A 26224-nucleotide genomic window follows, 5' to 3' on the forward strand; every position below is an offset into this window, starting at 1 on the left:
TCGCTCCCACAAGGGGAAATTGGTGGGATTCAATTCGCGAACAGCTCGAATTGCCACGGCAAAGCCCTATAATGCGCGCCGGTTTTTGGGGTAACGGTCATGAGTACAGAAGATCCACGGTTTGCCGGCATCGCCCGTTTGTATGGCATCGAAGGCCTGGAGCGCCTGCGGGCGGCCCATGTGGCAATTGTCGGTGTTGGCGGCGTCGGATCCTGGGCGGCGGAAGCCATTGCCCGTTGTGGCGTGGGCGAGATTTCGCTGTTCGACTTGGACGACGTCTGCGTCAGCAACGCAAACCGCCAGCTACACGCCCTGGATAGCACCGTCGGCAAGCCCAAGGTCGAGGTGATGGCCGAGCGGCTGCGCGGCATCAACCCCGATTGCACCGTGCATGCAGTCGCGGACTTCGTCACCCGCGACACCATGGCCGAGTACATCACGCCGAACATCGACTGCGTGATCGACTGCATCGACAGCGTCAATGCCAAGGCCGCGCTCATCGCCTGGTGCAAGCGCCGCAAGATCCAGATCATCACCACCGGCGGCGCGGGCGGGCAGATCGACCCGACGCTGATCCAGGTCTGTGACTTGAACCGCACCTTCAATGACCCGCTGGCGTCCAAGGTGCGCTCGACCTTGCGCCGCGACTACGGCTTCTCCCGCACCGTGACCCGCCACTACAGCGTGCCGTGCGTGTTCTCCACCGAACAGCTGCGCTACCCGAAACCGGATGGCAGCATTTGCTTGCAGAAGAGTTTTGTCGGAGACGGCGTCAAGCTCGACTGCGCCGGCGGGTTCGGCGCGGTGATGATGGTCACGGCGACGTTCGGCATGGTCGCGGCGACCAAGGCTGTGGATAAGATTGTCGCGGGCGTGCGGCGGCCGGCGGACAGGGTCAAGCCCGGGGAGTGATGCAGCGCAGTTGACTAACGGAGTGATGGCCTGTGGCGAGGGAGCTTGCTCCCGCTGGGCCGGTCCGACGCGTCGGGCGCAGCAGACCCATTAATGTGAGCGCTTCGCGCTCAAGCGGGAGCAAGCTCCCTCGCCACAGGTTATTGCGTCAGTTCGCGCATGCGCTTCAACACCGCATTCAATCCATTGCTGCGCGACGGCGATAGCTGCCGCGATAACCCCAACTGATTGAACCAATCCGGCAAATCCACCTGCTGTAACTCGTCAGCGGATAAGCCATTGACCCGCGCGAGCAACAACGCCACCAAGCCACGGATCAATCTCGCATCGCTGTTGGCGGAGAACTGCCAGTGGCCGTCGCGCAACTGCCCCACCAACCACACCTGGCTCTCACAGCCGTGGACAAGGTTGGCGTCGCACTTGTCTGCATCGCTCAATGGCGCCAGGCAATCGCCCCACTGCATCAGCAGGCGGGCCCGCTGTTCCCAACCGGAGGCGTCCTGAAAAACTTGCAGCGCGGCGACCGCATCGGCAGGCAGGTTCATCGCAGCATCTCCAAGGCCTGGTCCAGGGCCTCGAAGAAACGTTCGAGATCGGCGGAGTCGTTGTACAGCGCCAGCGACACCCGAATCGCCCCGGACAGCTTCATATGCCTGAACAGCGGCATTGCGCAGTGATGCCCGGCGCGCACGGCGATGCCTTGCTCGGTCAGCAGGTGCGCCAGGTCGGCATTGTGGATACCGTCGACCACAAAACTGACGAGGGCCAGTTGCGGCTCGCCCACCAGGCGCACGCCGTTGCGCGCCTGCAGGCCGTGAAGCAGATAGTCATGCAGGGCAGTTTCATGATCGATGACCGCCTGCCCGTCGAGGCCGGACAGGTAATCGAGGGTCGCTCCCAGGCCGATCACACTGGCGATAGGCGGCGTCCCGGCTTCGAAACCCAGTGGCGCCGGGCGGAAGGTGGCGCTGTGGTAATCGGCCTGCTGCACCATTTCGCCGCCAAACTGCCAGTGACGCAGTTGGCCAAGCGCTGCGGTGCGGCCAAACAGCACGCCCAAGCCTTCCGGGCCGTACAGCTTGTGACTGGAAAACACATAGAAGTCGCAGCCCAAGGCCTCCACATCATGACGACCATGGACGACGCCTTGGGCGCCATCGATGACCGTCAGCGCACCCTGCGCCTTAGCCATCGCCAGCAATGCCGGCAACGGCTGCCAAGTGCCAAGCACGTTCGACAATTGGCTCACCGCCAACAGGCGCGTGCGAGGGCCGATAAGCTCGGCGGCCGCAGCGCTGTCGATAACGCCGTCGGCGTCCAGTGGCAGTACCACCAGTGTCAACGCGCGGCGCTCGGCCAGTTGCTGCCAGGGCAACAGGTTGGCGTGATGTTCCAGGGCGCTGACGACAATTTCATCGCCTGGGTTGAACAGGTGTTCCAGCCCGTAGGCGAGCAGGTTCAACGCCGAAGTAGCGCCGTGGGTGAATACGATTTGCCCGCAGTCACCCGCGTTGAGCCATTGTGAGACCTTGAGGCGACTGTCTTCGAATGCTTGGGTGGCCAGGGCTCCGGGCAGATGTTGCGCCCGGTGCACGTTGGCCGCGCCGTTGGCGTAGTAATGCGCCAGAGCGTCGAGCAAAGCTTGGGGTTTTTGCGTGGTGGCGGCGTTGTCCAGGTAGGTCTGGCCTTGCCGTTGCAGGGCGGCGATGGCCGGGAAATCGGCACGCCAGGGGGATTGAATCAACATGCTTGCGGGCCCTGCTGGAGTTACGCCGGACCCTGTGGGAGCAAATCTGCTCCCACAGGTGATGGTGTGGAGCTTAGTTGTGCGCGTGCAATGCTTCGTTCAGCTCGATGGCCGACTTGTGGGTCTTGCATTCCACCGCGCCGGTTTCGGAGTTACGGCGGAACAACAGGTCCGGCTGGCCGGCCAGATCGCGGGCCTTGACCACTTTGACCAGCTGGTTGTTCTCATCCAGCAGGGCGACTTTGGTGCCGGCGGTCACGTACAGGCCCGACTCCACGGTGTTGCGGTCGCCCAGCGGGATACCGATGCCGGCGTTGGCGCCGATCAGGCAGCCTTCGCCGACCTTGATCACAATGTTGCCGCCGCCCGACAGGGTGCCCATGGTCGAGCAGCCGCCACCCAGGTCCGAGCCCTTGCCGACGAACACGCCCGCCGAGACACGGCCTTCGATCATGCCCGGGCCTTCGGTGCCGGCGTTGAAATTGACGAAACCTTCGTGCATGACCGTGGTGCCTTCGCCCACATAGGCGCCCAGGCGCAGGCGCGCGGCGTCGGCGATACGCACGCCGGCCGGGACCACGTAGTCGGTCATTTTCGGGAATTTATCCACCGAGAACACTTCCAGCAACTCGCCACGCAAGCGGGCTTCGAGCTGGTGCTCGGCCAGTTCGGCCAGGTCGATCGCGCCCTGGCTGGTCCATGCCACGTTTGGCAGCAGCGGGAAGATACCGGCCAGGTTCAGGCCGTGAGGCTTGACCAGACGATGGGACAACAGGTGCAGCTTCAGGTAAGCCTCAGGGGTGGAGCTCAGCTGGGCATCCTCGGCCAACAGGGTGGCGACCAGCGGCTTGTGGCTTTCAGCCAGGCGAGTCAGCAGCTTGGCTTGCGCGGCGTCGACGCTGCGAAGTGCCTCGGCCAGTTGCGAGGCCTGAGCGGTGGTGAATGTGATGGCCTGGTTGCCTTCGCTGTAGCCAAGGATCGGCGCGACGGCTGCCACGATTTCGGCCGACGGGTTGAGCAATGGCTGTGCGTAGAACACTTCCAGCCAGGCGCCTTCACGATTTTGGGTGCCGACGCCGAAGGCCAGGCTGAACAGGGTAGTGGACATGAAATTACCTCTACAAAATGGACTGGGCAGGCTTACTTGATTTCTGCCGCGTAGATATCTGGCTTGAAGCCAATCAGGGTACGGTCACCGAGGTCGAGCACCGGGCGCTTGATCATCGAGGGTTGGGCGAGCATCAGTTCGATGGCTTTCGTCTGGTCGAGATCGGCTTTGCGTTCGTCGTCGAGTTTGCGAAAGGTCGTACCGGCGCGGTTCAACACCACTTGCCAGCCATGCTCGTCGCACCATTGAGTCAGGTGCTCACGGTCGATGCCGGCGGTCTTGTAGTCATGAAAATCGTAATGCACAGCGTGATCATCGAGCCAGGTGCGCGCCTTTTTCATCGTGTCACAGGCTTTGATGCCGAAAAGGTGCAACGTTTTGCTTGAATCGGTCAAGGAACTGCCCCCTTTGCAGGTGCCGGAAATAAAAGGTGAAGGATTATGCCATGACCGGACGGTTTCGCGGCGGCCCAGGTTGATGTACACCAAAACCTGTGGGAGCGAGCTTGTGGGAGCAAAGCTTGCTCGCGATACAGGCGACACGGTTCAACTGCAACACTGTGTCATCGTTCATCGCGAGCAAGCTTTGCTCCCACAGGCTCATTCCACAGGGCAGGGCTGCGACATAGGTGTAACGGCCAAGCTGATGTTAGGCGGTCAATATGGCACTTCAACTGCAAGCTGTTGCCGGATATGTGTAGTTGGCATTGCAGTTAAGCTTATCCCGACCCGTCTGCGTGGCTGGGTCAACGCCGAGAGGGATCCAGAAGATCAACAATTTGCGACCATCGAGATCACATCCATTTTCTGATCCTTACCCTAACGACAAAGCCCGCAGATGTGGGCTTGTCGTTTCTGGAAGACATAAAAAAGCCCGGACTGCCCGGGCTAGTATCAGGCAGCTTTTACTGGCTTTATCAGGCTTTCTGCTGGAATGCCGAACATATCGTGAAGCTTCCAGATCATGGGCAGAGTTAACGAGCGTTTACGGTTGAGCACCTCGTATACGCGGTTCGTTTTTCCGATAGCGGGAGCCAGATCGGCCGCGGTGAGTCCGGATTGCTCCATGCGAAACTTGATGGCTTCAATTGGGTCAGGCAGATCAACCGGGAAGTTCTTGGTTTCGTAGGCCTCGATCAGAGTGATCATGACTTCGAAAGCATCGCCTTCCGGGGTGCCAGGTTCAGGCTCATTCTCAAACAGGGGAGAGATCTCTTTGAGAGCTATCCGGTATTCGTCATCGGTGCGGATTGGGCGAATGTTCATGGTGATTACTCCATTTCCACGGTGTTTACGTCGATCTCATCGTACCGACGATGAGTGCCGACAAACTTGATGTACACAGCGCCGAAGCGGTAGGCAATGGCGACCACCAGGCGGTAGTCGTTACCCTTGATGTTGAATACCACGCGGCGACTCTTGAGAATGCTTGCGTTACCGTATTGCGCCTTGATGTCGTTTGGGTTGGTCCAAGTGGCTTTTTTGGCATCGTCAAGCCAAGCCTTAAGCTGCTGTTCGGAATCTGGGTATTTCTCCCAGAAGGCTTTCAGGTGACTGATGGCGATAATTCTCATGGGTGAGAATGTAGTCCCGTGGTGGGACTTTTGCAAGCATTCACAAGCAACAGCTTGCAGTTCTGCCGGGCACTCTGTTTCCGATATCTTGGGCCCATCTTCCACAGGGGACGCCATGAGATTGTTCGTAGGCGCGGTAGCTATTGCTTTGCTGGCGGGGTGTTCTACGTCGCCAGTTTCTCCAGGCGAAGCGAAGCCGGTTCCGAAAGACTGATCCTTGCTTTCTCCTCAAAGCCGAAAGAGACATACGGAACCGTAGTCGTGACTCGAGACACGGGGTTCCTGGGGCGCGACTGCTATGTCGCTGTCCATATCGACGGAACGCTTGCTGCACGAATCGATGCCGGTGAGGTGGCGAAATTCTTTCTGCCCACGGCGATCACTTCGTCGGGCTCGGCATAGACAAGCAAGGCGGCATGTGCAGCTAGCCAGACCTCATAAAAAGCAAAGCCGCCCGAAGGCGGCTTCAATCGACACGCAGTTGAGCTTGCTCTGCCCCTTCTGCGTGGCTGGGTCAACCCGGAGAGGGACCCAGACTCCTGCCAGCGTTCGCCGGTGACGGGGGCGATCATGGCTACTGATATCAGTGAATTCAAGCGAGCTTGATTCTTGAAACAGGCTGCATGAGTTTTTTTGCGGTGTTAAACCCGTAAAATCAAGGGCTTGCTTCGATGAGGTGCGTTTTATTTCTTTTCTTGTCTGAGCAAGCGCTTGTGGTCTGTCAGACGCACCGAAGTTTCCGACAAGTTTTTAAGGTTGTCCGTCGGAAGCGAGGGCTCTAGCCTCTGGGTGTTGCTGCCAGTTCAGCGACCGGACGTGAGAATCCGAACTCCTCTAGGCGCGCAGGCGTCGACCATATAAAGTGCAGGCGCTTTTCGTCTGCGCATTATGTTATGGCGGCTGTGCGCGGGCATGCTTCGGCATGGCCGGGCTTCTAGGGACTCGGATTCTCACCCCGCGTACGGCTGCCACCCTCCGGTCCGTGAGAAGACTCGGTGGCGGCTCCCAATTCTCTAGGAGCAATAACATGATCAAAGATACGCCTAATCCTCCAAAGCCAGCCTCCACTTTCCCCTACGGCGATTACGCCCCCGAAAAACTGCAAGAAGCAGCTGACCGTGTGCTGGATCAATATCTCAAGCCTGATGACGACAGCAAGTCAGAGCCCAAGCCCTCAGTGCATTTATTCACTGTGGCTGACGGTATCGACACCGAAGTGTTGCTGGCCAACCTCAGCGAAACCCTGGCTTCGGCCAATGCAATGCTCAACGACCTTGCCTTCGATCAGGACGGCTCGCGACGGCATGTAGCGTTGGGGGTGGCGCAGATGATTGAGTTGGGGATGTTGTTGGCGAACAAGTGCCTAGATCGGGTAGAGCTTCGGACTTGATGTAATAAGTGCCGGCCTCATCGCGAGCAGGCTCGCTCCCACAGGGTATGTGGTGTCAACAAATATGAGGTCTACATCAAACCCCTGTGGCGAGGGAGCTTGCTCCCGCTGGGCCGGGCTGGCGCTCCAGCGCGAAGCAGCCCTGAAACCGGGCAGCGCGGTATGTCAGGCAGATTGAGTTGACTGCTTTGGGGCTGCTACGCAGCCCAGCGGGAGCAAGCTCCCTCGCCACAACAGCTGTTATGCGTGGGTTTCTTCCTGCTCAGGCACCAGCCGTACTTCCACCCTCTGACCCAACGCACGCGCTGCGCTGGCAAGTGTTGCCAGCGTCATCCCCGCATCGTTCTGATCCAGCGCACGATCAACAGCAGTGCGACTGGTGTGCATCCGCTGTGCCAAGGCCTTTTTGGTCACTTTCTGAAGCTTCATTGCTTCGGCAATCTGCCAGGCAATAACGCGTTTGAGCGCAGCTGCGGAAACTTCTTCGGCGATACCTTGCTCGGCGAGGAAGTCGTCAAAATCAGATCCGATGTGTTTGTTCATTTGCTGTGCCTCATAGTCTTGCTTTGCGTTGCTTGGTGGTTGCCATGTCGGTGGTTGGCGTTTTTTGACTTTTCTTTATGAAAGCGTGGAGCAGAACCATGTCAGAGCCCACCACAGTGAAGAGAACGCGGGCGATGGTATCTCCAAGGTCAATCCTGACCTCCCATAGCCCAGTGTCCAGCTTGCGAACCACCGGCATACCTATAGGCCAACCAATCTGAACGGTTTTGATGTCAGTCCCGATCATCCGTCTATGCTCGCGAGGCAGGTCAGTCAGCCATTCGCGAACAGGCTCATTCCCGGCGTCGGTGCGGAAGAAACGTACGTTCAGTATGGGGGCAATATCAACCATGAATGGAAGTGTACCGAAATAGGTGCATTTCACAAGTCCGGTTGCTACTGAGAATGTCTACAGAATCCTGCGATTGCGGGCATCTCCTGGCCTCGGCCTATGCAATACTCAGCAACCTGACGTTTGACCTGGACGGCTCGCGACGGCATGTAGCGTTGGGGGTGCCGCAGATGATTGAGTTGGGGATGTTGTTGGCGAACAAGTGCCTGGATCGGGTAGAGCTTCGGACTTGATGTAATAAGTGCCGGCCTCTTCGCGAGCAGGCTCGCTCCCACAGGGTATGTGGTGTCAACAAATATGAGGTCTACATCAAACCCCTGTGGCGAGGGAGCTTGCTCCCGCTGGGCCGGGCTGGCGCTCCAGCGCGAAGCGGCCCTGAAACCGGGCAGCGCGGTATGTCAGGCAGATTGAGTTGACTGCTTTGGGCTGCTACGCAGCCCAGCGGGAGCAAGCTCCCTCGCCACAACAGCGGTCCGCTTCAGCGCGATACAGCCATCAACCCCGGCGCTGGATAAACGCTCGGATCCGCTCCGCCGCTTCCACGCATTCGGCCAATGGCGCAACCAGGGCCATGCGCACGCGGCCGGCGCCTGGGTTGACGCCGTCCACATCGCGGGACAGGTACGAGCCTGGCACGACGGTTACGTGTTCCTGTTCGAACAAGTCGCGGCAGAAGGCGGCATCATCGCCCGCTACGTTCGGCCACAGGTAGAAGCTGCCATCGGGGCGTTGTACGTCCAGCACCGGACTGAGGATTTCCAGCACGGCGTCGAATTTTTCCCGGTACAGGGCGCGGTTGGCTCGCACGTGCTCTTCGTCGTTCCACGCGGCGATGCTCGCCAGTTGGGTCTGAACCGGCATCGCGCAGCCATGATAGGTGCGGTACAGCAAAAAGCCCTTGAGGATATCGGCGTCGCCGCCCACGAAACCGGAGCGCAGGCCGGGCAGGTTGGAGCGCTTGGAGAGGCTGTGGAACACCACGCAACGCTTGAAGTCCTTGCGGCCCAGTTCGACGCAGGCGGTGAGTAGGCCTGGCGGTGGGGTTTGTTCGTCGAAGTAGAGTTCGCTGTAGCACTCGTCCGAGGCGATGACGAAGTCATATTCATCCGCCAGGGCGATGAGTTTCTTCAGCACATCCACCGGGATCAGCGCGCCAGTCGGGTTGCCGGGGGAGCACAGGAACAGGATCTGGCAACGTTTCCAGACGTCTGGCGAGACGGCATCGAAATCCGGATTGAAACCGTTCGTGTCCAGGCACGGCAGGTAATGCGGCTTGGCCCCGGCCAGGAACGCCGCGCCTTCGTAGATCTGGTAGAACGGATTCGGGCTCACCACCAAGGCGTTGTCGCCACGGTTGACCACGGTCTGGGTGAAGGCGAACAGGGCTTCGCGGGTGCCATTGACCGGCAGCACGTGGCGCGCCGGGTCGAGCCAGCCGTTCGGCACGTTGAAGCGGCGCTCGCACCAGCCGGTGATGGCTTCACGCAGTTCCGGGATGCCGAGTGTGGTCGGGTACACCGCCATTTTTTCCAGATTGCTGGCCAGCGCCTCGGCCACGAAGCTTGGCGAGCGATGCTTGGGCTCGCCGATGGACAACGCGATCGGGCGCTTGTCTGGGTTCGGCGTGACGCTGCCGAGCAGGGCGCGGAGTTTTTCGAACGGGTACGGCTGGAGCTGGTTCAAAGCGTTGTTCATCGGGGGCCTCGTTCAATGTGGGCGCGATCCTTTGTGGGAGCGAGCTTGCTCGCGACAGCGGTGGATCAGGCAACATCGGCTTGGATGTTCCGCGGCCATCGCGAGCAAGCGCGCTCCCACAGGGAGTGGTGTTCGTTCAGATGCTAATGCGAGTCAGGTGAGCATCGGGTTCCTGGTTGACGCTCAAGTGCTGGACGATCGCTTCCTGCAAGCGGCTGCAAAGCTGCGGATCGGACAACGGCTGGTTGTGGGCGTCGGTGATGAAGAAAACGTCTTCCACCCGCTCGCCGAGCGTGGCGATCTTGGCGTTCTGCAGCGACAGGTCGAATTCCAGGAAAATATGGCCGACTCGCGCCAGCAGGCCCGGGCGATCCGGTGCGCTGAGCTCCAACACCGTGACCTGACGCTGGGCGTCGTTGTGGATCGTCACTTGTGGTGCAAAGGCAAAATGCTTGAGCTGGCGGGGCACGCGTCGCTGGATGATGGTCGGGTAGTCCGCCGGGTTGCGTAGGGCGTCGGTGAGTCCGTCGCGAATCTGCTTGACTCGCGCCGGGTTGTCGCCAATAGAGTCGCCGTCAGTGTCGAGCACGATATAGGTGTCGAGGGTGAACTGGCTGGTGGACGTAATGACCCGAGCGTCATGGATGTTGAGATTGAGCTGATCCATCGCCGCCACCGTCACCGCGAAGAAGTCGTGCTGGTCCGGCGCATAGATGAAGATCTGCGTGCCGCCCTCGAACTCGCGCTGGGTGGTTTCCTTGATCAGCACCAGCGGCCCGCCATCGGCCGGTTGCTGCAGGATCGCGTCGCTGTGCCAGGCCACGTCGCCGGCGGTGTGGCGCAGGAAATAGTCATCACCCAATTGCGACCAGAGCTGCTCGACATCGTCCGGATCGGTGCCCCCGCGCACCAGGATATCCAGGGCCGCGCTTTGGGTGCGGCGGATCTGCTCTTCGCGGTCCACGGGGTTTTCCAGGCCACGGCGCAAGGCGCGCTTGGTCTCGGTGTAGAGCTGGCGCAACAGGCTGGCTCGCCAGGAGTTCCACAGGGTCGGGTTGGTGGCGTTGATGTCGGCAACGGTCAGCACGTAGAGGTAATCCAGGCGGGTTTCGTCGCCAACGGCCTGGGCGAAGTCATGGATCACCTGCGGGTCGGACAGGTCCTTGCGCTGGGCGGTGGTGGACATCACCAGGTGGTTCTGCACCAGCCAGACGATCAGCCGGCTGTCCCAAGTTGGCAGTTGGTGCCGCTGGCAAAAAGCCTCGGCATCCACCGCGCCAATCTCGGAATGGTCGCCCTGGCGGCCCTTGCCGATGTCGTGATACAGCCCCGCCATGTAGATCAGCTCGGGCTTGGGGAGCTTGGCCATGAGCTTGCTGGCCAGCGGAAATTTCTCCGACACCTGGGTGTACTGCAGCTTACGCAGATGCTTGATCAGGTTCAGGGTGTGGGCGTCGACCGTGTAGATGTGGAACAGGTCGTGTTGCATCTGCCCGACGATGTAGCCGAATTCCGGCAGGTAGCGCCCCAGGATCCCGTAGCGGTTCATGCGTCGCAGGTTGCGGTGCACGCCGATCTTGCACTTGAACAGTTCGATGAACAGGCTGGTGTTGCGGATATCGTGGCGGAAATCATCGTCGATCAGATGCCGGTTTTCCCGCAGCAGGCGAATGGTATCGGCGCGCACGCCCTTGATTTCCGGTTGCTGGGCCATGAGCACGAAAATCTCGAGCATGGCGAACGGGGTGCGGCGGAACACATTGGCATTGCGCGCTTCGATGTAGCCGTCGTGCAGTTGGAAGCGCGAGTTGATCGGCTGCGGCGGCTCCTCGTCCTCGGGGGCGAGGATGACCTCTTCGAAGTGCTGGATGATCAGTTCGCTGAGCTGGGCGATGCTCATCACGACACGGTAGTACTGCTGCATGAAGTTTTCGATGGATTGCTTGGCATCCTGTCCTTCGAAACCCAGCAGGCCGGCAATGGAGCGCTGATGATCGAACAGCAAGCGGTCCTCGGAGCGTCCGGCGAGCATGTGCAGGGCGTAGCGGACCTTCCATAAGAATTCCTGGGACGATGCCAGCAAGGCGTTCTCGCTTTCCACCAGGAAACCTTCGCCGGCCAGGGCTCGCAGGTTCAGCGTGCCGTACTGACGGCGGGCGACCCACAGGATCGTCTGGATGTCACGCAGCCCGCCGGGCGAGCCCTTGACGTTGGGCTCCAGGTTGTATTCGGTGTCGTTGTACTTGTGGTGCCGGGCCTTCTGCTCGGCATGCTTGGCCAGGAAAAAGTCTTTGCTGGGCCACATGTGCGCGGTGCTGGTCACATCCAGCATGCGCTGGCGCAGGCGCTCGGGGCCGGCGATGGTGCGGCTTTCCATCAGGTTGGTGATCACCGTCAGGTCGGCGCGGGCCTCGTCGGCGCATTCCTGCACAGAACGCACGCTTTGGCCGACTTCCAGGCCAATGTCCCACAGCAGCGTCAGGAAGCGCTCGATGGAATCGCGGAAAATCTCGTGGTCCGCGCTATCCAAAAGGATCAGCAGATCAATGTCGGAATAGGGGTGCAGTTCGCCACGCCCGTAGCCGCCCACCGCCACCAGCGCGATGTCGGCATCCTCGCTCCAGTTGAACTGGTCCCAGGCCTTTTGCAGGATGTTGTCGACGAACCAGGCGCGGTCTTCGATCAACCGGCGGATATCGCGGCCACTGCGAAAGCGCTGGTCGAGCACTTCGTGGGCCTGGCGGATCGCCTTCTTGAACGCCGAAATGGGGCTTGCCTTCAGGGCCAGTTCAGCCTGGAACTGGCCGCGGTCGAAGAGTTCGGGGTCCACCTGCGGCATCGAATGACTTTCCTTTCTATCTATATCTATAGGCTGGGTACGGGTCAGGCGGAAACGCGCGCGATGGTGTCATCGCTGCGCAGGGTAAAGATTTCGTAGCCGGTCTCGGTGACGAGCAGCGTGTGCTCCCATTGCGCCGACAACTTGCGGTCCTTGGTGATGGCGGTCCAGCCGTCGCCCAGTACCTTGGTGTCGGCGCGGCCCTGGTTGATCATCGGCTCGATGGTGAAGGTCATGCCCGCCTGCAGTTCCATGCCGGTGCCGGCGCGGCCGTAATGCAGGATCTGCGGTTCTTCATGGAACACCTTGCCGATGCCGTGGCCGCAGAACTCGCGCACCACCGAGAAACCGTTCTTCTGCGCGTGCTTCTGGATCACTTCGCCGATGTCGCCCAGGCGGCAGCCCGGTTTCACCAGTTCGATGGCCATGTACATGCATTCCTGGGTGACCTTGGACAGGCGTTCGGCCCACTCCGGTACGTTGCCGACATGGAACATCCGGCTGGTATCGCCATGGTAGCCATCCTTGATGACAGTGACGTCGATGTTCAGGGTATCGCCGTCCTTCAATGGTTTCTCATTGGGGATGCCATGGCAGACCACATGGTTGATCGAGGTACAGATCGACTTCGGAAAGCCTTTATAGTTGAGCGGGGCAGGGATGGCTTTCTGCTCGTTGACGATATAGTCGTGGCAGATGCGGTCCAGCTCTTCAGTGGTAACGCCCGGCTTGACGTAGTCGGCGATCATTTCCAGCACTTCGGCGGCGAGTTTGCCGGCGACACGCATTTTAGCGATGTCCTCGGGAGTCTTGAGGGTAACGGTCATACAGGCTCTCTCTGCGCCCGACGGCGCTGTTCAAAACGAAATGGGCGGCGGATGATGATCCATGCGGCCCTGAAAGAGGCGATTCTAACAGACGATCAGCGCAAATCCCCGTCCACATGCATCGCTTCTCTCTATAGGGGTGTGCATCCATGGCCCATGAAAGGGCTGTGGGAAGGGGGCTTCACCGGGATTTCAGAATCCGTGTTCCGTTTTCGCCCTTGCTGTGGTATAAAATGCGCCGCTTTCCGGGGATGACCCCGTAAGCTTAAATCCACACACGTGTCGACACGATGACCTGGGTGCCTTCGGCTTTCACCGCCGCTGGTTGGTCATTGGGATACGTGGAGGCCAAACCCGACTTATCAAGGAACTATCATGTCCCAAGTCAACATGCGCGATATGCTGAAGGCCGGTGTGCACTTCGGCCACCAGACCCGTTACTGGAACCCGAAAATGGGCAAGTACATTTTCGGCGCGCGCAACAAGATCCACATCATCAACCTTGAAAAAACCCTGCCGATGTTCAACGAAGCACTGACCTTCGTAGAGCGCCTGGCCCAGGGCAAAAACAAGATTCTGTTCGTCGGCACCAAGCGTTCCGCCGGCAAGATCGTTGCTGAAGAAGCAGCACGTTGCGGTTCGCCGTACGTCGATCACCGCTGGTTGGGCGGCATGCTGACCAACTTCAAGACCATCCGCGCTTCCATCAAGCGTCTGCGTGACCTTGAAGTCCAGTCCGAAGACGGTACTTTCGCCAAGCTGACCAAGAAAGAAGCGCTGATGCGCACTCGCGATCTTGAGAAGCTGGACCGCTCCCTGGGCGGTATCAAGGACATGGGCGGTCTGCCTGACGCACTGTTCGTGATCGACGTTGACCACGAGCGCATCGCGATCACCGAAGCCAACAAGCTGGGTATCCCGGTCATCGGCGTTGTCGATACCAACAGCAGCCCGGAAGGCGTTGACTACATCATCCCAGGCAACGATGACGCCATCCGCGCCATCCAGCTGTACATGGGTTCGATGGCTGACGCTGTTATCCGTGGTCGCAACAACGTTAATGGCGGCACCGAAGTCTTCGCTGAAGAAGCTCCGGCGGCAGCCGCTGAGTAATTGACGCCCTGGCGTTGACTCAGTAAGCAAAAAGGGGGCTTGGCCCCCTTTTTGCCACCTCGAAAACCACTTGTCGCAAGCGCAGCTACCTGTTTGTAACCTGCAGCGATCTATAAACAGTGGTTTTTCCAGGAAGAATTGATCGCCCGTTCGGTCGGGTGGAATGGTTGAAAACCTATCCAAGAGGATTTTGAAATGGCAGAGATTACTGCAGCGTTGGTCAAAGAACTGCGCGAGCGTACCGGCGAAGGCATGATGGACTGCAAGAAAGCCTTGACCAAGGCTGGCGGCGACATCGAGAAAGCCATTGATGACATGCGCGCTTCGGGCGCCATCAAGGCTGCCAAGAAAGCTGGCAACGTTGCCGCTGAAGGCGCCATCGCCATCAAGGACGACGGTAAAGCCGCCGTTCTGCTGGAAGTCAACTCCCAGACCGACTTCCTGGCTCTGCAGGATGACTTCAAGGCATTCGTCGCTGCCAGCGTCGAAAAAGCTTTCGCTGACAAACTGACCGACGCAGCTCCGCTGATCGAAGCTCAGGAAGAAGCCCGCCTGGTCCTGGTTGGCAAGACCGGCGAAAACGTCAACATCCGTCGCCTGGTTCGTGTTGAAGGTGATGTGGTTGGTACCTACCTGCACGGCAACAAGATCGGTGTTGCAGTTGTCCTGAAGGGCGGCGATACCGAGCTGGCGAAAGACATCGCCATGCACGTGGCTGCAACCAACCCTGAGTTCCTGCTGCCTTCGGACGTTTCGGCTGAAGCGATCGAGCGCGAGAAGGGTGTTTTCCTGCAGCTGAACGAAGAGAAGCTGAAAGGCAAGCCTGCTGAAATCGCTGAAAAAATGGTCAGCGGCCGTATTTCCAAATTCCTGGCCGAAGCCAGCCTGGTTGAGCAGGCGTTCGTCAAGAACCCGGAAATCAAGGTCGGCGACCTGGCGAAGAAAGCCGGCGCTGAAATCGTTTCGTTCACCTACTTCAAAGTAGGCGAAGGCATCGAGAAGCCGGTCGACAACTTCGCTGAAGAAGTTGCTGCCCAGGTAGCTGCTGCCAGCAAGCAATAAGACGGTTCAACGACTGTCGCCCAGAAGAGGCTGCCCGCTCACGCGCGCAGCCTCTTTTTGGATGAGGATGCCGATTTATATTGGTTTCCTGTCGGAACTGGCTTACAAAGCCGTGTTCCGATGGCGCTGTGTCAGCGTCAAGCTAGAGTGAACGAGGCTGCAAACAGCCCGTTAAGAATTTTTTGAGAAAATACGCCGCAGGAGAGATTCGCAATGGCTCAGCAGGGCAGTGGTTATCAGGCTCGCTATAAACGCATTCTACTCAAGCTTAGCGGCGAGGCCCTGATGGGCTCGGAAGAGTTCGGGATCGATCCGAAAGTGCTGGACCGCATGGCCCTGGAAGTTGGCCAGTTGGTCGGGATCGGCGTACAGGTCGGCCTGGTCATCGGCGGTGGCAACCTGTTCCGTGGTGCTGCGCTGAGCGCGGCGGGCATGGATCGGGTCACGGGCGACCACATGGGCATGCTGGCCACTGTGATGAACGCTCTGGCTATGCGCGACGCGCTGGAGCGTGCCAATATCTCGGCCATCGTGATGTCGGCCATTTCCATGGTTGGCGTGACCGATCACTACGATCGCCGCAAGGCCATGCGCCACCTCAACTCCAAGGAAGTGGTGATCTTTGCCGCCGGTACCGGTAATCCGTTCTTCACCACGGATTCGGCCGCGTGCCTGCGAGCGATCGAAATCGATGCCGATGTCGTGCTCAAGGCAACCAAGGTAGATGGCGTGTACACCGCTGACCCGTTCAAAGACCCGCATGCCGAGAAGTTCGATCATCTGACCTACGATGAAGTGCTGGATCGCAAGCTGGGTGTAATGGATCTGACAGCTATCTGCCTGTGCCGCGACCACAAGATGCCGCTGCGCGTTTTCAACATGAACAAACCCGGTGCCCTGCTGAACATCGTCCATGGCGGCGCCGAAGGAACACTGATCGAGGAAGGCAAGCAATGATCAACGAAATCAAGAAAGACGCTGAAGAGCGCATGAAGAAATCCTTGGACTCCCTGAGCCACGCATTCGGTCAGATTCGTACCGGCAAGGCTCACCCGAGCATCCTCGGCAGCGTCATGGTGCCTTACTACGGCACTGACACACCGCTGAGCAGCGTTGCCAACGTCACCGTGAAAGATTCGCGTACCCTGCAGGTCGTGGCTTTCGAGCGCAACATGCTCGCTGCTGTAGACAAGGCGATCCAGAGCGCCGGTCTGAACCTCAACCCAACCAACCTGGGTGAGCTGCTGCTGATCCCGATGCCGGCTCTCACCGAGGAAACGCGCAAAGGCTTTACCAAACAGGCCCGTAGCGCTGCGGAAGACGCGCGTGTTGCCGTGCGCAACATCCGTCGTGACGCGTTGGGTGAGCTGAAGAAGCTGGTCAAGGATAAGGAAATCAGTGAAGACGAAGAGCGTCGTGCCATCGCTGATATCGATAAGCTGACCAAAGAATCCGAGGCCCAGATCACCAAGGCCACGGACGAGAAAGAAAAAGACCTGATGGCCGTATAAGGGTCTCGTTTTAATGGATAAGACCAAGCAGGCCGTGCCGTTCGCGGTGCCGCGCCACGTGGCGATCATCATGGACGGCAATAACCGCTGGGCCAAGAAACGCTTTATGCCCGGCGTCGCCGGGCATAAAGCCGGGGTTGATGCGGTCCGTGCAGTCATCGAGGTGTGTGCCGAGGCCGGCGTCGAGGTGCTCACCCTGTTCGCCTTCTCCAGCGAGAACTGGCAGCGTCCGGCCGATGAGGTCAGTGCCTTGATGGACCTGTTCCTCAAGGCCTTGCGACGTGAAGCCAAGCGCCTGGACGAAAACAAGATCAGCTTGCGGATCATCGGCGATCGTTCACGTTTTCATCCTGAGCTGCAGGCGGCAATGCGCGAGGCTGAGTCAGCCACGGCTGGCGCCGATCGGTTTGTCCTGCAAATCGCCGCCAATTATGGCGGCCAATGGGATATTGCCCAGGCCGCCCAGCGGCTGGCGCGGGAGGTTCAGGCCGGTCATTTGCGGCCAGAGGACATCACTGCCGACCTGTTGCAAACGTGCCTGGCGACCGGCGACCTGCCGCTGCCGGACTTGTGCATCCGCACCGGTGGCGAACACCGCATCAGCAATTTCCTGCTGTGGCAGCTGGCTTACGCCGAGCTGTACTTCTCCGACCTGTTCTGGCCGGACTTCAAACACGAAGCCATGCGCACCGCGTTGGCCGATTTCGCTTCCCGTCAGCGTCGTTTCGGTAAAACGAGCGAGCAGATCGAAGCTGGAGCCCGGGTTTAATGCTAAAACAACGAATCATCACAGCCTTGATCCTGTTGCCCATCGCGTTGGGTGGTTTTTTCCTATTGGAAGGTGCGGGCTTCGCCCTGTTCATCGGCTTGGTCGTGACGTTGGGCGCTTGGGAATGGGCGCGGCTGGCGGGTTTTGCCGCTCAATCGGCGCGCGTGACCTACGCGGCGGCGGTAGCGGCCATGTTGTTCATCATGTATGTGGTGCCTGGTATCGCGCCCTGGGTACTGGGAGCGGCGGTGCTCTGGTGGGCAACCGCGACGTTCCTGGTCTTGACCTATCCGCGTACCACGCACCACTGGTCCAATGCCGCGACCAAGCTGGTGATAGGGCTGCTGATCCTGTTGCCGGCCTGGCAAGGGCTGATCTGGATCAAGCAGGGGCCTCTGGGCAACTGGCAGATCATGGCGGTGATGGTGCTGGTGTGGGGCGCCGATGTCGGAGCCTATTTTTCTGGTCGTGCCTTCGGCAAGCGCAAGCTGGCGCCAAAGGTCAGTCCTGGCAAGAGCTGGGAAGGCGTCTATGGCGGCCTTGCCTTGAGCCTGGTCATCACGGCGGTGGTCGGCTTCGTGCGAGACTGGACCGTTGCGCAACTGTTGATGGGGTTGTTCGGCGCAGCCCTCATCGTGTTTGTCTCGGTGGTCGGCGACTTGACCGAAAGCATGTTCAAGCGCCAGTCCGGGATCAAGGACAGCAGTAACCTGCTGCCGGGCCACGGCGGCGTACTGGATCGTATCGACAGCCTGACTGCCGCGATTCCTGTCTTCGCCGTTCTGCTCTGGATGGCCGCGTCGTGAGTCGTGCACAGCAGATCACTGTGCTGGGCGCTACGGGTTCGATCGGCCTCAGCACGCTGGACGTCATTGGCCGGCACCCTGAGCGCTACCAGGTGTTCGCCCTCAGCGGTTTCACGCGCTTGAGCGAGTTGCTGGCGCTGTGCATTCGCCACGCGCCACGGTTTGCCGTGGTGCCCGAGGCTGGCGTGGCGAGCGCGCTGCAAGACGACCTGCGGGCCGCGGGGCTGCAAACCCGGGTGCTCGTGGGGGAAGAGGGTCTTTGCCAGGTGGCCTCCGATCCGGAAGTCGACGCCGTGATGGCGGCGATCGTGGGTGCGGCGGGGCTGCGCCCGACCTTGGCGGCGGTGGAGGCTGGCAAGAAAATTCTGCTGGCCAATAAAGAGGCGCTGGTGATGTCTGGCGCGCTGTTCATGCAAGCGGTGCGCAAAAGCGGCTCGGTACTGTTGCCGATCGACAGCGAACACAACGCGATTTTCCAATGCATGCCGCAGGACTTTTCCCGTGGCCTGGGGACAGTGGGCGTCCGGAGGATTCTTCTGACGGCGTCCGGTGGTCCGTTCCGGCAGACACCGCTGGAAGAATTGGTGCATGTTTCACCCGAGCAGGCCTGCGCTCATCCGAACTGGTCCATGGGGCGCAAGATTTCCGTGGATTCAGCCAGCATGATGAACAAAGGGTTGGAGTTGATCGAGGCCTGCTGGCTGTTCGACGCCAAGCCGTCGCAGGTAGAAGTGGTGATCCACCCGCAGAGCGTGATCCACTCCCTCGTCGACTACGTCGATGGTTCGGTGCTGGCCCAGTTGGGCAACCCGGACATGCGCACGCCGATCGCCAACGCGTTGGCCTGGCCGGAGCGGATTGATTCGGGAGTGGCGCCGCTGGACCTGTTCGCGATCGCGCGCCTGGATTTCCAGGCGCCCGATGAACAGCGCTTTCCCTGTCTGCGCCTGGCGCGGCAGGCGGCCGAGGTGGGCGACAGCGCGCCGGCCATGCTTAATGCCGCTAACGAAGTGGCGGTTGCAGCGTTTCTCGATGGGCGTGTCCGTTACCTCGAGATCGCGAGTATCATCGAGGAAGTCTTGAACCTCGAGGCCGTGGTCTCCCTCGATGACCTCGACGCGGTATTTACCGTGGATGCCAGGGCTCGCCAGTTGGCGGGCCAGTGGTTGAGCCGCCACGGACGTTGAGGCTGCGGTACGTTAGCCAGGGTTGTCCTGGGCAGGATTGTGGAGAAAACAGATGAGCGCGCTCTATATGATCGTCGGCACCCTGGTTGCGCTGGGTGTGCTGGTCACTTTTCACGAATTCGGCCATTTCTGGGTCGCGCGTCGCTGTGGCGTCAAGGTCCTGCGTTTTTCCGTCGGCTTCGGCATGCCCCTGCTACGCTGGCACGACAAGCAGGGCACTGAATTCGTTGTCGCGGCCATCCCCCTGGGCGGCTACGTGAAGATGCTCGACGAGCGCGAGGGTGAAGTTCCTCTCGACCAGCTCGACCAATCCTTCAATCGCAAGACCGTTCGTCAGCGCATCGCCATCGTGGCGGCGGGGCCGATCGCCAACTTCCTGCTGGCCCTGGTGTTTTTCTGGGCGCTGGCCATGCTGGGCAGCGAGCAGGTGCGCCCTGTCATTGGCGCGGTCGAGGCGGGGAGCGTTGCGGCGCGCGCCGGGTTGGGCGCGGGCCAGGAAATCGTGGCCATCGATGGCGAGCCAACATCAGGCTGGGCCGCCGTCAATCTGCAATTGGTGCGTCGCCTGGGTGAGAGCGGTTCCCTGCAGATGATCGTTCGCGAGGAGGGATCCACCGCGGACTCGCCCCGGGAGCTGGTACTCGATAATTGGCTCAAAGGTGCCGACGAGCCTGATCCGATCCGCTCCCTCGGGATCCGTCCATGGCGTCCCGCGCTGGCGCCTGTCCTCGCCGAACTCGACCCGAAAGGCCCGGCACATGCCGCGGGCCTGAGGACCGGTGACCGTTTGCTCGCGTTCGACGGGCGGGCGGTCAGCGACTGGCAACAGGTGGTCGACTCGGTTCGTGTCCGTCCTGATGCCAAAATATTGCTGAGCGTGGAGCGCGACGGCGCCACGATTGATGTTCCCGTGACGTTGGCCGCCCGTGGCGAAGCCAAAGCGCCGACGGGTTACCTGGGGGCCGGGGTCAAGGCGGTCGACTGGCCACCGGAGATGGTTCGAGAGGTCAGCTTCGGCCCTGTCGCGGCAATTGGCGAGGGCGCGCGGCGTACTTGGACCATGAGTGTCCTGACCCTCGACTCGCTGAAGAAAATGTTGTTCGGCGAGCTCTCGGTAAAAAACTTGAGTGGACCGATAACCATTGCTAAAGTGGCGGGCGCTTCTGCCCAGTCGGGCGTCGCTGATTTCCTGAATTTCCTTGCTTATCTGAGCATTAGCCTGGGGGTTCTGAATTTGCTGCCCATCCCGGTACTGGATGGGGGGCATCTGCTGTTTTATCTGATCGAGTGGGCGCGTGGTCGTCCCTTGTCGGATCGGGTGCAAGGTTGGGGGATACAGATCGGTATCAGCTTGGTGGTCGGGGTGATGTTGCTTGCCTTGGTCAACGATCTGGGTCGTCTGTAACGCTTCGCTGAATTGCGAATCTGCCGCATTTTGCGGCAGTTTGTTTATTGCCAGTTGGAATAAGAAAGGACTTCATGAAACGTCTGCTGCTAACTGCGGTTCTCACCGTATTGATGATCGCCGAAGTTCACGCCGAGTCCTTCACTATCTCTGATATTCGCGTCAACGGCCTCCAGCGGGTTTCCGCAGGTAGCGTCTTTGGTGCCTTGCCGCTGAACGTCGGCGAGCAGGCGGATGATCGGCGCCTGGTGGAATCCACTCGTGCGTTGTTCAAGACCGGCTTCTTTCAAGATATCCAGCTGGGCCGCGACGGCAATGTCCTGGTCATCACGGTCGTCGAGCGCCCTTCGGTCGCCAGTATCGAGATCGAGGGCAACAAGGCGATTTCCACTGAGGACCTGATGAAAGGCCTCAAGCAATCCGGCCTGGCCGAAGGCGAGATCTTCCAGCGCGCCACTCTCGAAGGTGTGCGTAACGAGCTGCAGCGCCAGTACGTCGCCCAGGGTCGCTATTCGGCCACCGTCGACACCGAAGTGGTGCCGCAGCCACGCAACCGCGTCGGCCTGAAGGTCAACATCAACGAAGGCACCGTGGCGGCCATCCAGCACATCAACGTGGTGGGCAACACGGTTTTCCCGGATGAAGACCTGATCGACCTGTTCGAGCTCAAGACCACCAACTGGCTGTCGTTCTTCAAGAACGACGACAAATACGCCCGTGAAAAACTTTCCGGTGACCTGGAGCGCCTGCGTTCCTACTACCTGGACCGTGGCTACATCAACATGGATATCGCTTCGACCCAGGTGTCCATTACGCCGGACAAGAAGCACGTCTACATCACCGTCAACGTCAACGAAGGCGAGAAGTACACCGTTCGTGACGTCAAGCTCAGTGGTGACCTGAAGGTCCCTGAAGACCAGGTGAAATCACTCTTGCTCGTGCAGAAGGGCCAGGTGTTCTCGCGCAAGCTGATGACCACCACGTCCGAGCTGATCACCCGTCGCCTGGGTAACGAGGGTTATACCTTTGCCAACGTCAACGGCGTGCCGCAGCCGCACGATGAAGACCATACCGTCGACATCACCTTCGCCGTGGATCCGGGCAAGCGTGCCTACGTCAACCGCATCAACTTCCGTGGCAACACCAAATCCGAAGATGAAGTGCTGCGTCGTGAAATGCGCCAGATGGAAGGCGGTTGGGCGTCGACCTACCTGATCGACCAGTCCAAGACCCGTCTGGAACGCCTGGGCTTCTTCAAGGAAGTCAACGTCGAGACCCCGGCCGTACCGGGCGTCGATGACCAGGTGGATGTGAACTACAGCGTTGAAGAACAAGCTTCCGGCTCGATCACCGCCAGCGTCGGTTTCGCCCAGAGCGCGGGCCTGATCCTGGGTGGGTCGATCACCCAGAACAACTTCCTGGGCACCGGTAACAAGGTCAGCCTCGGCCTGACCCGAAGCGAGTACCAGACCCGCTACAACTTCGGCTACGTGGACCCCTACTGGACCGCCGACGGCGTGAGCCTGGGCTACAACGCCTTCTATCGCACCACCGACTACGACGAGCTCGATGCTGACATCTCCAGCTACGCCGTGGACAGCCTGGGTGCGGGTGTGAACGTTGGTTACCCAATCAGCGAGACTTCGCGCCTTACCTTCGGCCTCACCGCGCAGCAGGACAAGATCAACACCGGTCGCTACACCGTTGACGAGATTTTCGATTTCGTCGAGAAGGAAGGCGATAACTACCTGAACTTCAAGGCGTCTGTCGGCTGGTCCGAATCGACATTGAACAAGGGCGTGCTGGCGACGCGCGGTCGGTCCCAGAGCCTGGTGCTGGAAACCACCACCCCTGGCAGTGACCTGTCGTTCTTCAAGCTCGATTACCGTGGCCAGTTGTTCCAGCCGTTGACCGACAACTACACCATGCGCCTGCACACCGAGCTGGGTTATGGCGATGGCTACGGTTCGACCGATGGCCTGCCGTTCTATGAGAACTACTACGCCGGTGGTTTCAACTCGGTCCGTGGTTTCAAGGACAGCACCTTGGGCCCGCGCAGTACGCCGAGCCGTGGCACCAACCCGGGGACCATCCGCGATCCGGACCAGGATCCGCTGCCGTTCGGTGGCAACGTGCTCATCCAGGGCGGCGCGGAAATCCTGTTCCCGATGCCGTTCGTCAAGGATCAGCGCTCCCTGCGTACCTCGGTATTCTGGGACGTGGGTAACGTATTCGACTCCAGTTGTGATGACACCACCAACGCTAACGGTACGAGTTCCAATACCAAGTGCAACGACATCAGCCTCAGCAACCTGGCCAGCTCCGTCGGTGTGGGCGTGACCTGGGTCACCGCGCTGGGCCCGTTGAGCTTCGCATTGGCGATGCCGATCAAGAAACCGGACGACGCTGAAACCCAAGTGTTCCAATTCTCCCTCGGCCAGACGTTCTAAGCGTCTGACCCAAGATAACGACAACGGATTTTGTAGGAGTACATCGTGCGTAAGTTGACTCAATTGGTTCTCCTGGCGACCGTGCTGGTCGCAGGCCCGGCTTTTGCCGACATGAAAATCGCCGTGCTGAACTATCAGATGGCCTTGCTGGAGTCCGACGCGGCGAAGAAATACGCCGTAGACGCCGAGAAGAAATTTGGCCCGCAACTGACCAAGCTCAAAGGCCTGGAAAGCAGTGCCAAAGGCATTCAGGACCGTCTGGTGGCCGGTGGCGACAAGATGGCCCAGGGCGAGCGCGAACGCCTGGAGCTTGAATTCAAGCAGAAGGCTCGTGACTTCCAGTTCCAGTCCAAGGAACTGAACGAAGCGAAAGCCGTGGCCGACCGTGAAATGCTCAAGCAGCTCAAGCCGAAACTCGACAGCGCCGTGGAAGAAGTCATCAAGAAAGGTGGTTTCGACCTGGTGTTCGAGCGGGGCGCAGTGATCGATGTCAAACCTCAATACGACATCACGCGCCAGGTCATCGAGCGCATGAACCAGCTGAAGTAATCCATGACAGCGACTATCAAGCTCGGCCAATTGGCTGAGTTCCTTGGCGCCACCCTGCGTGGCGACCCGGAGAAGGTCATCACTGGGCTAGCCACTTTGCAAGAGGCTGGCCCAGCTCAGTTGAGCTTCCTGGCAAATCCCCAGTACCGCAAATACCTGGCTGACAGCCGGGCTGCCGCGTTATTGCTCAAGGCTGGCGATGCCGAAGGGTTTGTCGGCGATGCGCTGATCGTGGCCGATCCGTACCTGGCGTACGCGCGAATTTCCCATCTGTTCGATCCCAAGCCCAAGTCGGCGGCAGGCATTCATCCCAGCGCGGTGATCGCGTCGGATGCCGTCGTCGATCCCTCGGCCAGTATCGGTCCCTTCGTCGTCATCGAAAGCGCGGCCCGGATTGGCGCCGGCGTGACGCTGGGCGCCCATTGCTTCATCGGTGCGCGTAGCGAGATCGGCGAGGGCGGTTGGCTGGCTCCGCGGGTCACCCTCTACCACGATGTACGCATCGGCAAACGGGTGGTGATCCAGTCCGGCGCGGTGCTGGGCGGTGAAGGGTTCGGTTTCGCCAATGAGAAGGGCGTCTGGCAAAAGATCGCCCAGATTGGCGGCGTGAGCGTTGGCGACGACGTGGAGATAGGCGTCAATACGGCCATCGACCGTGGCGCGCTGGCCGATACGGTCATCGGCAATGGCGTCAAGCTCGATAACCAGATCCAGATCGCCCACAACGTCCAGGTCGGTGATCACACCGCCATGGCGGCTTGTGTCGGCATTTCCGGCAGCACCAAAATCGGCAAGCACTGCATGCTCGCCGGCGGCGTGGGCCTGGTGGGCCATATCGATATTTGTGACAACGTATTCCTGACCGGGATGACCATGGTGACCCACTCGATTACCGAGCCGGGTGCCTATTCTTCCGGCACAGCCATGCAACCGGCTGCCGAGTGGCGAAAGAGCGCGGCGCGTATCCGCCAGCTCGACGACATCGCGCGGCGCCTCAAGCAGGTGGAAAAGCGTGTAGGGGACGTGACCCCTGGCGGTAATGCTTCATCAGATGGCTGATACCATTTCCATATCAAGTGTGCACAGCCGCTAGGCCCTGGCCTCCTTGATTTGCTAGCGGGGTGCGCGTCAATCGTGCGCTCCCAATCTTTACATAGGCTTCCCCCCGAAATGATGGACATCAACGAGATTCGCGAATACCTGCCTCACCGTTACCCGTTCCTGCTGGTGGATCGGGTCGTGGACCTGGATGTTGAAGGCAAGCGCATTCGCGCCTACAAGAATGTCAGCATCAACGAACCGTTCTTCAATGGCCACTTCCCAGCGCATCCAATCATGCCGGGCGTGTTGATCATCGAAGCGATGGCTCAGGCTGCCGGGATCCTTGGTTTCAAAATGCTCGACGTGAAGCCTGCCGATGGCACGCTGTATTACTTCGTCGGCTCCGACAAGCTGCGTTTCCGCCAGCCGGTGACCCCGGGCGATCAATTGATCCTCGAGGCCAAGTTCATCAGTTGCAAGCGCCAGATCTGGAAATTCGAATGCCAGGCTTCGGTCGACGGCAAGCCGGTCTGCTCCGCTGAAATCATCTGCGCGGAACGCAAGCTATGAGTTTGATTGACCCTCGCGCAATCATCGATCCGTCGGCCGTGCTGGCCGCCGATGTCGAGGTTGGCCCTTGGTCAATCATCGGCGCAGGTGTGGAAATCGGCGAGGGCACGGTGATCGGTCCCCACGTAATTCTCAAGGGCCCGACCCGGATCGGCCGGCACAATCGCATCTACCAGTTTTCATCGGTAGGCGAGGACACGCCCGATCTCAAGTACAAAGGTGAAGAAACCCGCCTGGTGATCGGCGATCACAATGTGATTCGCGAAGGCGTGACGATCCACCGTGGCACCGTCCAGGACCGTTCCGAAACGACGCTGGGCGATCACAACCTGATCATGGCCTATGCCCATATCGGTCACGACAGCATCATTGGCAACCATTGCATCCTGGTCAACAACACCGCGTTGGCCGGCCATGTGCATGTGGATGACTGGGCGATCCTGTCCGGTTTCACCCTGGTCCACCAGTATTGCCATATCGGTGCCCACAGTTTCTCCGGCATGGGCACCGCCATCGGCAAGGATGTCCCGGCCTATGTCACGGTGTTCGGCAACCCGGCCGAAGCCCGCAGCATGAACTTCGAAGGCATGCGTCGTCGTGGTTTCAGCGAAGAGGCGATCACGGCCTTGCGCCGCGCCTACAAGGTCGTCTACCGCCAGGGCCTGACGGTCGACCAGGCGCTCGCCGAACTGGCCGAAGCGTCAGTGCAGTTCCCGGAGGTCGCGACATTCCGCGACTCCATCCAGTCTTCGACCCGCGGCATCACCCGCTGACC

At 60.0% G+C, this 26224-nt stretch carries 27 protein-coding genes and 1 pseudogene; 17 read left to right on the forward strand and 11 right to left on the reverse strand.

All coding sequences use genetic code 11. The features are described 5' to 3' along the window. Window positions 1–99: 99 nt before the first annotated feature. A complete protein-coding gene (tcdA, locus tag DOCECA_RS02060; RefSeq protein WP_053182857.1) occupies window positions 100–912 on the forward strand; it encodes a tRNA cyclic N6-threonylcarbamoyladenosine(37) synthase TcdA in 813 nt (270 codons plus the stop codon). 140 nt (window positions 913–1052) lie between these two features. Here tcdA and DOCECA_RS02065 read toward each other — a convergent pair whose 3' ends face one another. The 4 genes from DOCECA_RS02065 to DOCECA_RS02080 all read right to left on the reverse strand — a co-directional run bounded on the left by DOCECA_RS02065 (window position 1053) and on the right by DOCECA_RS02080 (window position 4108). After that, entirely contained in the window at window positions 1053–1457 is a 405-nt protein-coding gene (locus tag DOCECA_RS02065) for a SufE family protein (protein WP_445571395.1), read from the reverse strand. Continuing rightward, a complete protein-coding gene (locus DOCECA_RS02070) occupies window positions 1454–2659 on the reverse strand; it encodes an aminotransferase class V-fold PLP-dependent enzyme (protein ID WP_434650093.1) in 1206 nt (401 codons plus the stop codon). Before DOCECA_RS02070 ends, DOCECA_RS02065 begins: the two co-directional genes overlap by 4 nt. A gap of 73 nt (window positions 2660–2732) precedes the next feature. Then, a complete protein-coding gene (dapD, locus tag DOCECA_RS02075) occupies window positions 2733–3767 on the reverse strand; it encodes a 2,3,4,5-tetrahydropyridine-2,6-dicarboxylate N-succinyltransferase (RefSeq protein WP_420764230.1) in 1035 nt (344 codons plus the stop codon). A gap of 32 nt (window positions 3768–3799) precedes the next feature. Continuing rightward, complete coding sequence (locus tag DOCECA_RS02080; protein ID WP_238349422.1) at window positions 3800–4108, reverse strand: arsenate reductase; 309 nt, start codon at window positions 4106–4108, stop codon at window positions 3800–3802. Between the two features lie 37 nt (window positions 4109–4145). On the opposite strand from DOCECA_RS02080, the gene DOCECA_RS02085 reads away from it, so the two are divergent. Further along, entirely contained in the window at window positions 4146–4577 is a 432-nt protein-coding gene (locus DOCECA_RS02085) for a hypothetical protein (RefSeq protein WP_445571396.1), read from the forward strand. 83 nt (window positions 4578–4660) lie between these two features. On the opposite strand, the gene DOCECA_RS02090 is transcribed toward DOCECA_RS02085, so the two are convergent. Further along, a complete protein-coding gene (locus DOCECA_RS02090) occupies window positions 4661–5032 on the reverse strand; it encodes a helix-turn-helix domain-containing protein (protein ID WP_434609812.1) in 372 nt (123 codons plus the stop codon). A gap of 5 nt (window positions 5033–5037) precedes the next feature. After that, window positions 5038–5340 carry a type II toxin-antitoxin system HigB family toxin gene (locus DOCECA_RS02095; protein ID WP_434609814.1) on the reverse strand — a complete coding sequence of 101 codons (303 nt, stop codon included), beginning with the start codon at window positions 5338–5340 and terminating at the stop codon, window positions 5038–5040. A 1027-nt stretch (window positions 5341–6367) separates the two neighbouring features. Here DOCECA_RS02095 and DOCECA_RS02100 point away from each other — a divergent pair. Then, window positions 6368–6730: a DUF6124 family protein gene (locus DOCECA_RS02100; protein ID WP_434650095.1), complete on the forward strand. Its 363-nt coding sequence runs from the start codon at window positions 6368–6370 to the stop codon at window positions 6728–6730. A 240-nt stretch (window positions 6731–6970) separates the two neighbouring features. Here DOCECA_RS02100 and DOCECA_RS02105 read toward each other — a convergent pair whose 3' ends face one another. Both DOCECA_RS02105 and DOCECA_RS02110 read right to left on the reverse strand, forming a co-directional pair. Continuing rightward, the gene (locus tag DOCECA_RS02105) at window positions 6971–7273 is read right to left on the reverse strand and encodes a Fis family transcriptional regulator (RefSeq protein ID WP_420764233.1); all 303 of its coding nucleotides are present in this window, start codon (window positions 7271–7273) and stop codon (window positions 6971–6973) included. 10 nt (window positions 7274–7283) lie between these two features. Next, on the reverse strand, window positions 7284–7625 hold the full coding sequence (locus DOCECA_RS02110; protein ID WP_434650096.1) for a type II toxin-antitoxin system RelE/ParE family toxin: 342 nt from the start codon (window positions 7623–7625) through the stop codon (window positions 7284–7286). A gap of 86 nt (window positions 7626–7711) precedes the next feature. Here DOCECA_RS02110 and DOCECA_RS02115 point away from each other — a divergent pair. Further along, window positions 7712–7858: pseudogene (locus DOCECA_RS02115) on the forward strand (DUF6124 family protein); the annotation flags it as partial. A gap of 262 nt (window positions 7859–8120) precedes the next feature. Here DOCECA_RS02115 and dapC read toward each other — a convergent pair. From dapC to map, 3 genes are all read right to left on the reverse strand, one after another. After that, the gene (dapC, locus tag DOCECA_RS02120) at window positions 8121–9320 is read right to left on the reverse strand and encodes a succinyldiaminopimelate transaminase (protein WP_434609821.1); all 1200 of its coding nucleotides are present in this window, start codon (window positions 9318–9320) and stop codon (window positions 8121–8123) included. A 136-nt stretch (window positions 9321–9456) separates the two neighbouring features. After that, window positions 9457–12159, reverse strand: a complete 2703-nt coding sequence (locus DOCECA_RS02125; protein WP_434650098.1) for a [protein-PII] uridylyltransferase — start codon at window positions 12157–12159, stop codon at window positions 9457–9459. A 44-nt stretch (window positions 12160–12203) separates the two neighbouring features. Next, window positions 12204–12986: a type I methionyl aminopeptidase gene (gene map, locus DOCECA_RS02130; protein WP_186705495.1), complete on the reverse strand. Its 783-nt coding sequence runs from the start codon at window positions 12984–12986 to the stop codon at window positions 12204–12206. A 375-nt stretch (window positions 12987–13361) separates the two neighbouring features. Here map and rpsB point away from each other — a divergent pair, with 375 nt between their 5' ends. The 13 genes from rpsB to lpxA all read left to right on the forward strand — a co-directional run bounded on the left by rpsB (window position 13362) and on the right by lpxA (window position 26222). Then, window positions 13362–14099: a 30S ribosomal protein S2 gene (gene rpsB / locus DOCECA_RS02135; RefSeq protein ID WP_003198231.1), complete on the forward strand. Its 738-nt coding sequence runs from the start codon at window positions 13362–13364 to the stop codon at window positions 14097–14099. A gap of 195 nt (window positions 14100–14294) precedes the next feature. After that, window positions 14295–15161, forward strand: a complete 867-nt coding sequence (tsf, locus tag DOCECA_RS02140; RefSeq protein WP_072387961.1) for a translation elongation factor Ts — start codon at window positions 14295–14297, stop codon at window positions 15159–15161. Between the two features lie 213 nt (window positions 15162–15374). Continuing rightward, the gene (gene pyrH, locus DOCECA_RS02145) at window positions 15375–16118 is read left to right on the forward strand and encodes a UMP kinase (protein WP_039591983.1); all 744 of its coding nucleotides are present in this window, start codon (window positions 15375–15377) and stop codon (window positions 16116–16118) included. Beyond that, on the forward strand, window positions 16115–16672 hold the full coding sequence (gene frr / locus DOCECA_RS02150; protein WP_420764236.1) for a ribosome recycling factor: 558 nt from the start codon (window positions 16115–16117) through the stop codon (window positions 16670–16672). The genes pyrH and frr overlap by 4 nt, the downstream gene beginning before the upstream one ends. Before the next feature lie 13 nt (window positions 16673–16685). Next, window positions 16686–17441 carry a polyprenyl diphosphate synthase gene (gene uppS, locus DOCECA_RS02155; RefSeq protein WP_434562533.1) on the forward strand — a complete coding sequence of 252 codons (756 nt, stop codon included), beginning with the start codon at window positions 16686–16688 and terminating at the stop codon, window positions 17439–17441. Then, window positions 17441–18247: a phosphatidate cytidylyltransferase gene (locus tag DOCECA_RS02160; protein ID WP_434650099.1), complete on the forward strand. Its 807-nt coding sequence runs from the start codon at window positions 17441–17443 to the stop codon at window positions 18245–18247. The genes uppS and DOCECA_RS02160 overlap by 1 nt, the downstream gene beginning before the upstream one ends. Next, the gene (ispC, locus tag DOCECA_RS02165; RefSeq protein WP_420764239.1) at window positions 18244–19434 is read left to right on the forward strand and encodes a 1-deoxy-D-xylulose-5-phosphate reductoisomerase; all 1191 of its coding nucleotides are present in this window, start codon (window positions 18244–18246) and stop codon (window positions 19432–19434) included. Before DOCECA_RS02160 ends, ispC begins: the two co-directional genes overlap by 4 nt. Before the next feature lie 52 nt (window positions 19435–19486). Further along, window positions 19487–20839, forward strand: coding sequence for an RIP metalloprotease RseP (rseP, locus tag DOCECA_RS02170; protein ID WP_434701168.1), 1353 nt, complete (start codon window positions 19487–19489; stop codon window positions 20837–20839). 74 nt (window positions 20840–20913) lie between these two features. Beyond that, on the forward strand, window positions 20914–23289 hold the full coding sequence (bamA, locus tag DOCECA_RS02175) for an outer membrane protein assembly factor BamA (RefSeq protein ID WP_420764241.1): 2376 nt from the start codon (window positions 20914–20916) through the stop codon (window positions 23287–23289). A 45-nt stretch (window positions 23290–23334) separates the two neighbouring features. After that, entirely contained in the window at window positions 23335–23838 is a 504-nt protein-coding gene (locus DOCECA_RS02180) for an OmpH family outer membrane protein (protein WP_003184901.1), read from the forward strand. A gap of 3 nt (window positions 23839–23841) precedes the next feature. Next, complete coding sequence (lpxD, locus tag DOCECA_RS02185) at window positions 23842–24897, forward strand: UDP-3-O-(3-hydroxymyristoyl)glucosamine N-acyltransferase (protein WP_434562535.1); 1056 nt, start codon at window positions 23842–23844, stop codon at window positions 24895–24897. Between the two features lie 111 nt (window positions 24898–25008). Further along, window positions 25009–25449: a 3-hydroxyacyl-ACP dehydratase FabZ gene (fabZ, locus tag DOCECA_RS02190; protein WP_003184897.1), complete on the forward strand. Its 441-nt coding sequence runs from the start codon at window positions 25009–25011 to the stop codon at window positions 25447–25449. Further along, on the forward strand, window positions 25446–26222 hold the full coding sequence (lpxA, locus tag DOCECA_RS02195; protein WP_434650101.1) for an acyl-ACP--UDP-N-acetylglucosamine O-acyltransferase: 777 nt from the start codon (window positions 25446–25448) through the stop codon (window positions 26220–26222). Before fabZ ends, lpxA begins: the two co-directional genes overlap by 4 nt. The last annotated feature ends 2 nt before the right edge of the window (window positions 26223–26224 follow it).

The sequence above is a fragment of the Pseudomonas sp. E102 genome (assembly GCF_052660185.1).

What these genes read in the sequence shown, in the direction of transcription:
- rseP (WP_434701168.1), top strand. Translation starts at nt 19,487, where the DNA reads ATGAGCGCGCTCTATATGATCGTCGGCACCCTGGTTGCGCTGGGTGTG.
- DOCECA_RS02065 (WP_445571395.1), bottom strand. Translation starts at nt 1,457, where the DNA reads ATGAACCTGCCTGCCGATGCGGTCGCCGCGCTGCAAGTTTTTCAGGAC.
- pyrH (WP_039591983.1), top strand. Translation starts at nt 15,375, where the DNA reads ATGGCTCAGCAGGGCAGTGGTTATCAGGCTCGCTATAAACGCATTCTA.
- DOCECA_RS02080 (WP_238349422.1), bottom strand. Translation starts at nt 4,108, where the DNA reads ATGAAAAAGGCGCGCACCTGGCTCGATGATCACGCTGTGCATTACGAT.
- map (WP_186705495.1), bottom strand. Translation starts at nt 12,986, where the DNA reads ATGACCGTTACCCTCAAGACTCCCGAGGACATCGCTAAAATGCGTGTC.
- DOCECA_RS02090 (WP_434609812.1), bottom strand. Translation starts at nt 5,032, where the DNA reads ATGAACATTCGCCCAATCCGCACCGATGACGAATACCGGATAGCTCTC.
- frr (WP_420764236.1), top strand. Translation starts at nt 16,115, where the DNA reads ATGATCAACGAAATCAAGAAAGACGCTGAAGAGCGCATGAAGAAATCC.
- dapD (WP_420764230.1), bottom strand. Translation starts at nt 3,767, where the DNA reads ATGTCCACTACCCTGTTCAGCCTGGCCTTCGGCGTCGGCACCCAAAAT.
- uppS (WP_434562533.1), top strand. Translation starts at nt 16,686, where the DNA reads ATGGATAAGACCAAGCAGGCCGTGCCGTTCGCGGTGCCGCGCCACGTG.
- fabZ (WP_003184897.1), top strand. Translation starts at nt 25,009, where the DNA reads ATGATGGACATCAACGAGATTCGCGAATACCTGCCTCACCGTTACCCG.
- tsf (WP_072387961.1), top strand. Translation starts at nt 14,295, where the DNA reads ATGGCAGAGATTACTGCAGCGTTGGTCAAAGAACTGCGCGAGCGTACC.
- dapC (WP_434609821.1), bottom strand. Translation starts at nt 9,320, where the DNA reads ATGAACAACGCTTTGAACCAGCTCCAGCCGTACCCGTTCGAAAAACTC.
- bamA (WP_420764241.1), top strand. Translation starts at nt 20,914, where the DNA reads ATGAAACGTCTGCTGCTAACTGCGGTTCTCACCGTATTGATGATCGCC.
- rpsB (WP_003198231.1), top strand. Translation starts at nt 13,362, where the DNA reads ATGTCCCAAGTCAACATGCGCGATATGCTGAAGGCCGGTGTGCACTTC.
- DOCECA_RS02160 (WP_434650099.1), top strand. Translation starts at nt 17,441, where the DNA reads ATGCTAAAACAACGAATCATCACAGCCTTGATCCTGTTGCCCATCGCG.
- lpxD (WP_434562535.1), top strand. Translation starts at nt 23,842, where the DNA reads ATGACAGCGACTATCAAGCTCGGCCAATTGGCTGAGTTCCTTGGCGCC.
- DOCECA_RS02070 (WP_434650093.1), bottom strand. Translation starts at nt 2,659, where the DNA reads ATGTTGATTCAATCCCCCTGGCGTGCCGATTTCCCGGCCATCGCCGCC.
- lpxA (WP_434650101.1), top strand. Translation starts at nt 25,446, where the DNA reads ATGAGTTTGATTGACCCTCGCGCAATCATCGATCCGTCGGCCGTGCTG.
- DOCECA_RS02110 (WP_434650096.1), bottom strand. Translation starts at nt 7,625, where the DNA reads ATGGTTGATATTGCCCCCATACTGAACGTACGTTTCTTCCGCACCGAC.
- DOCECA_RS02125 (WP_434650098.1), bottom strand. Translation starts at nt 12,159, where the DNA reads ATGCCGCAGGTGGACCCCGAACTCTTCGACCGCGGCCAGTTCCAGGCT.
- tcdA (WP_053182857.1), top strand. Translation starts at nt 100, where the DNA reads ATGAGTACAGAAGATCCACGGTTTGCCGGCATCGCCCGTTTGTATGGC.
- DOCECA_RS02095 (WP_434609814.1), bottom strand. Translation starts at nt 5,340, where the DNA reads ATGAGAATTATCGCCATCAGTCACCTGAAAGCCTTCTGGGAGAAATAC.
- DOCECA_RS02100 (WP_434650095.1), top strand. Translation starts at nt 6,368, where the DNA reads ATGATCAAAGATACGCCTAATCCTCCAAAGCCAGCCTCCACTTTCCCC.
- DOCECA_RS02105 (WP_420764233.1), bottom strand. Translation starts at nt 7,273, where the DNA reads ATGAACAAACACATCGGATCTGATTTTGACGACTTCCTCGCCGAGCAA.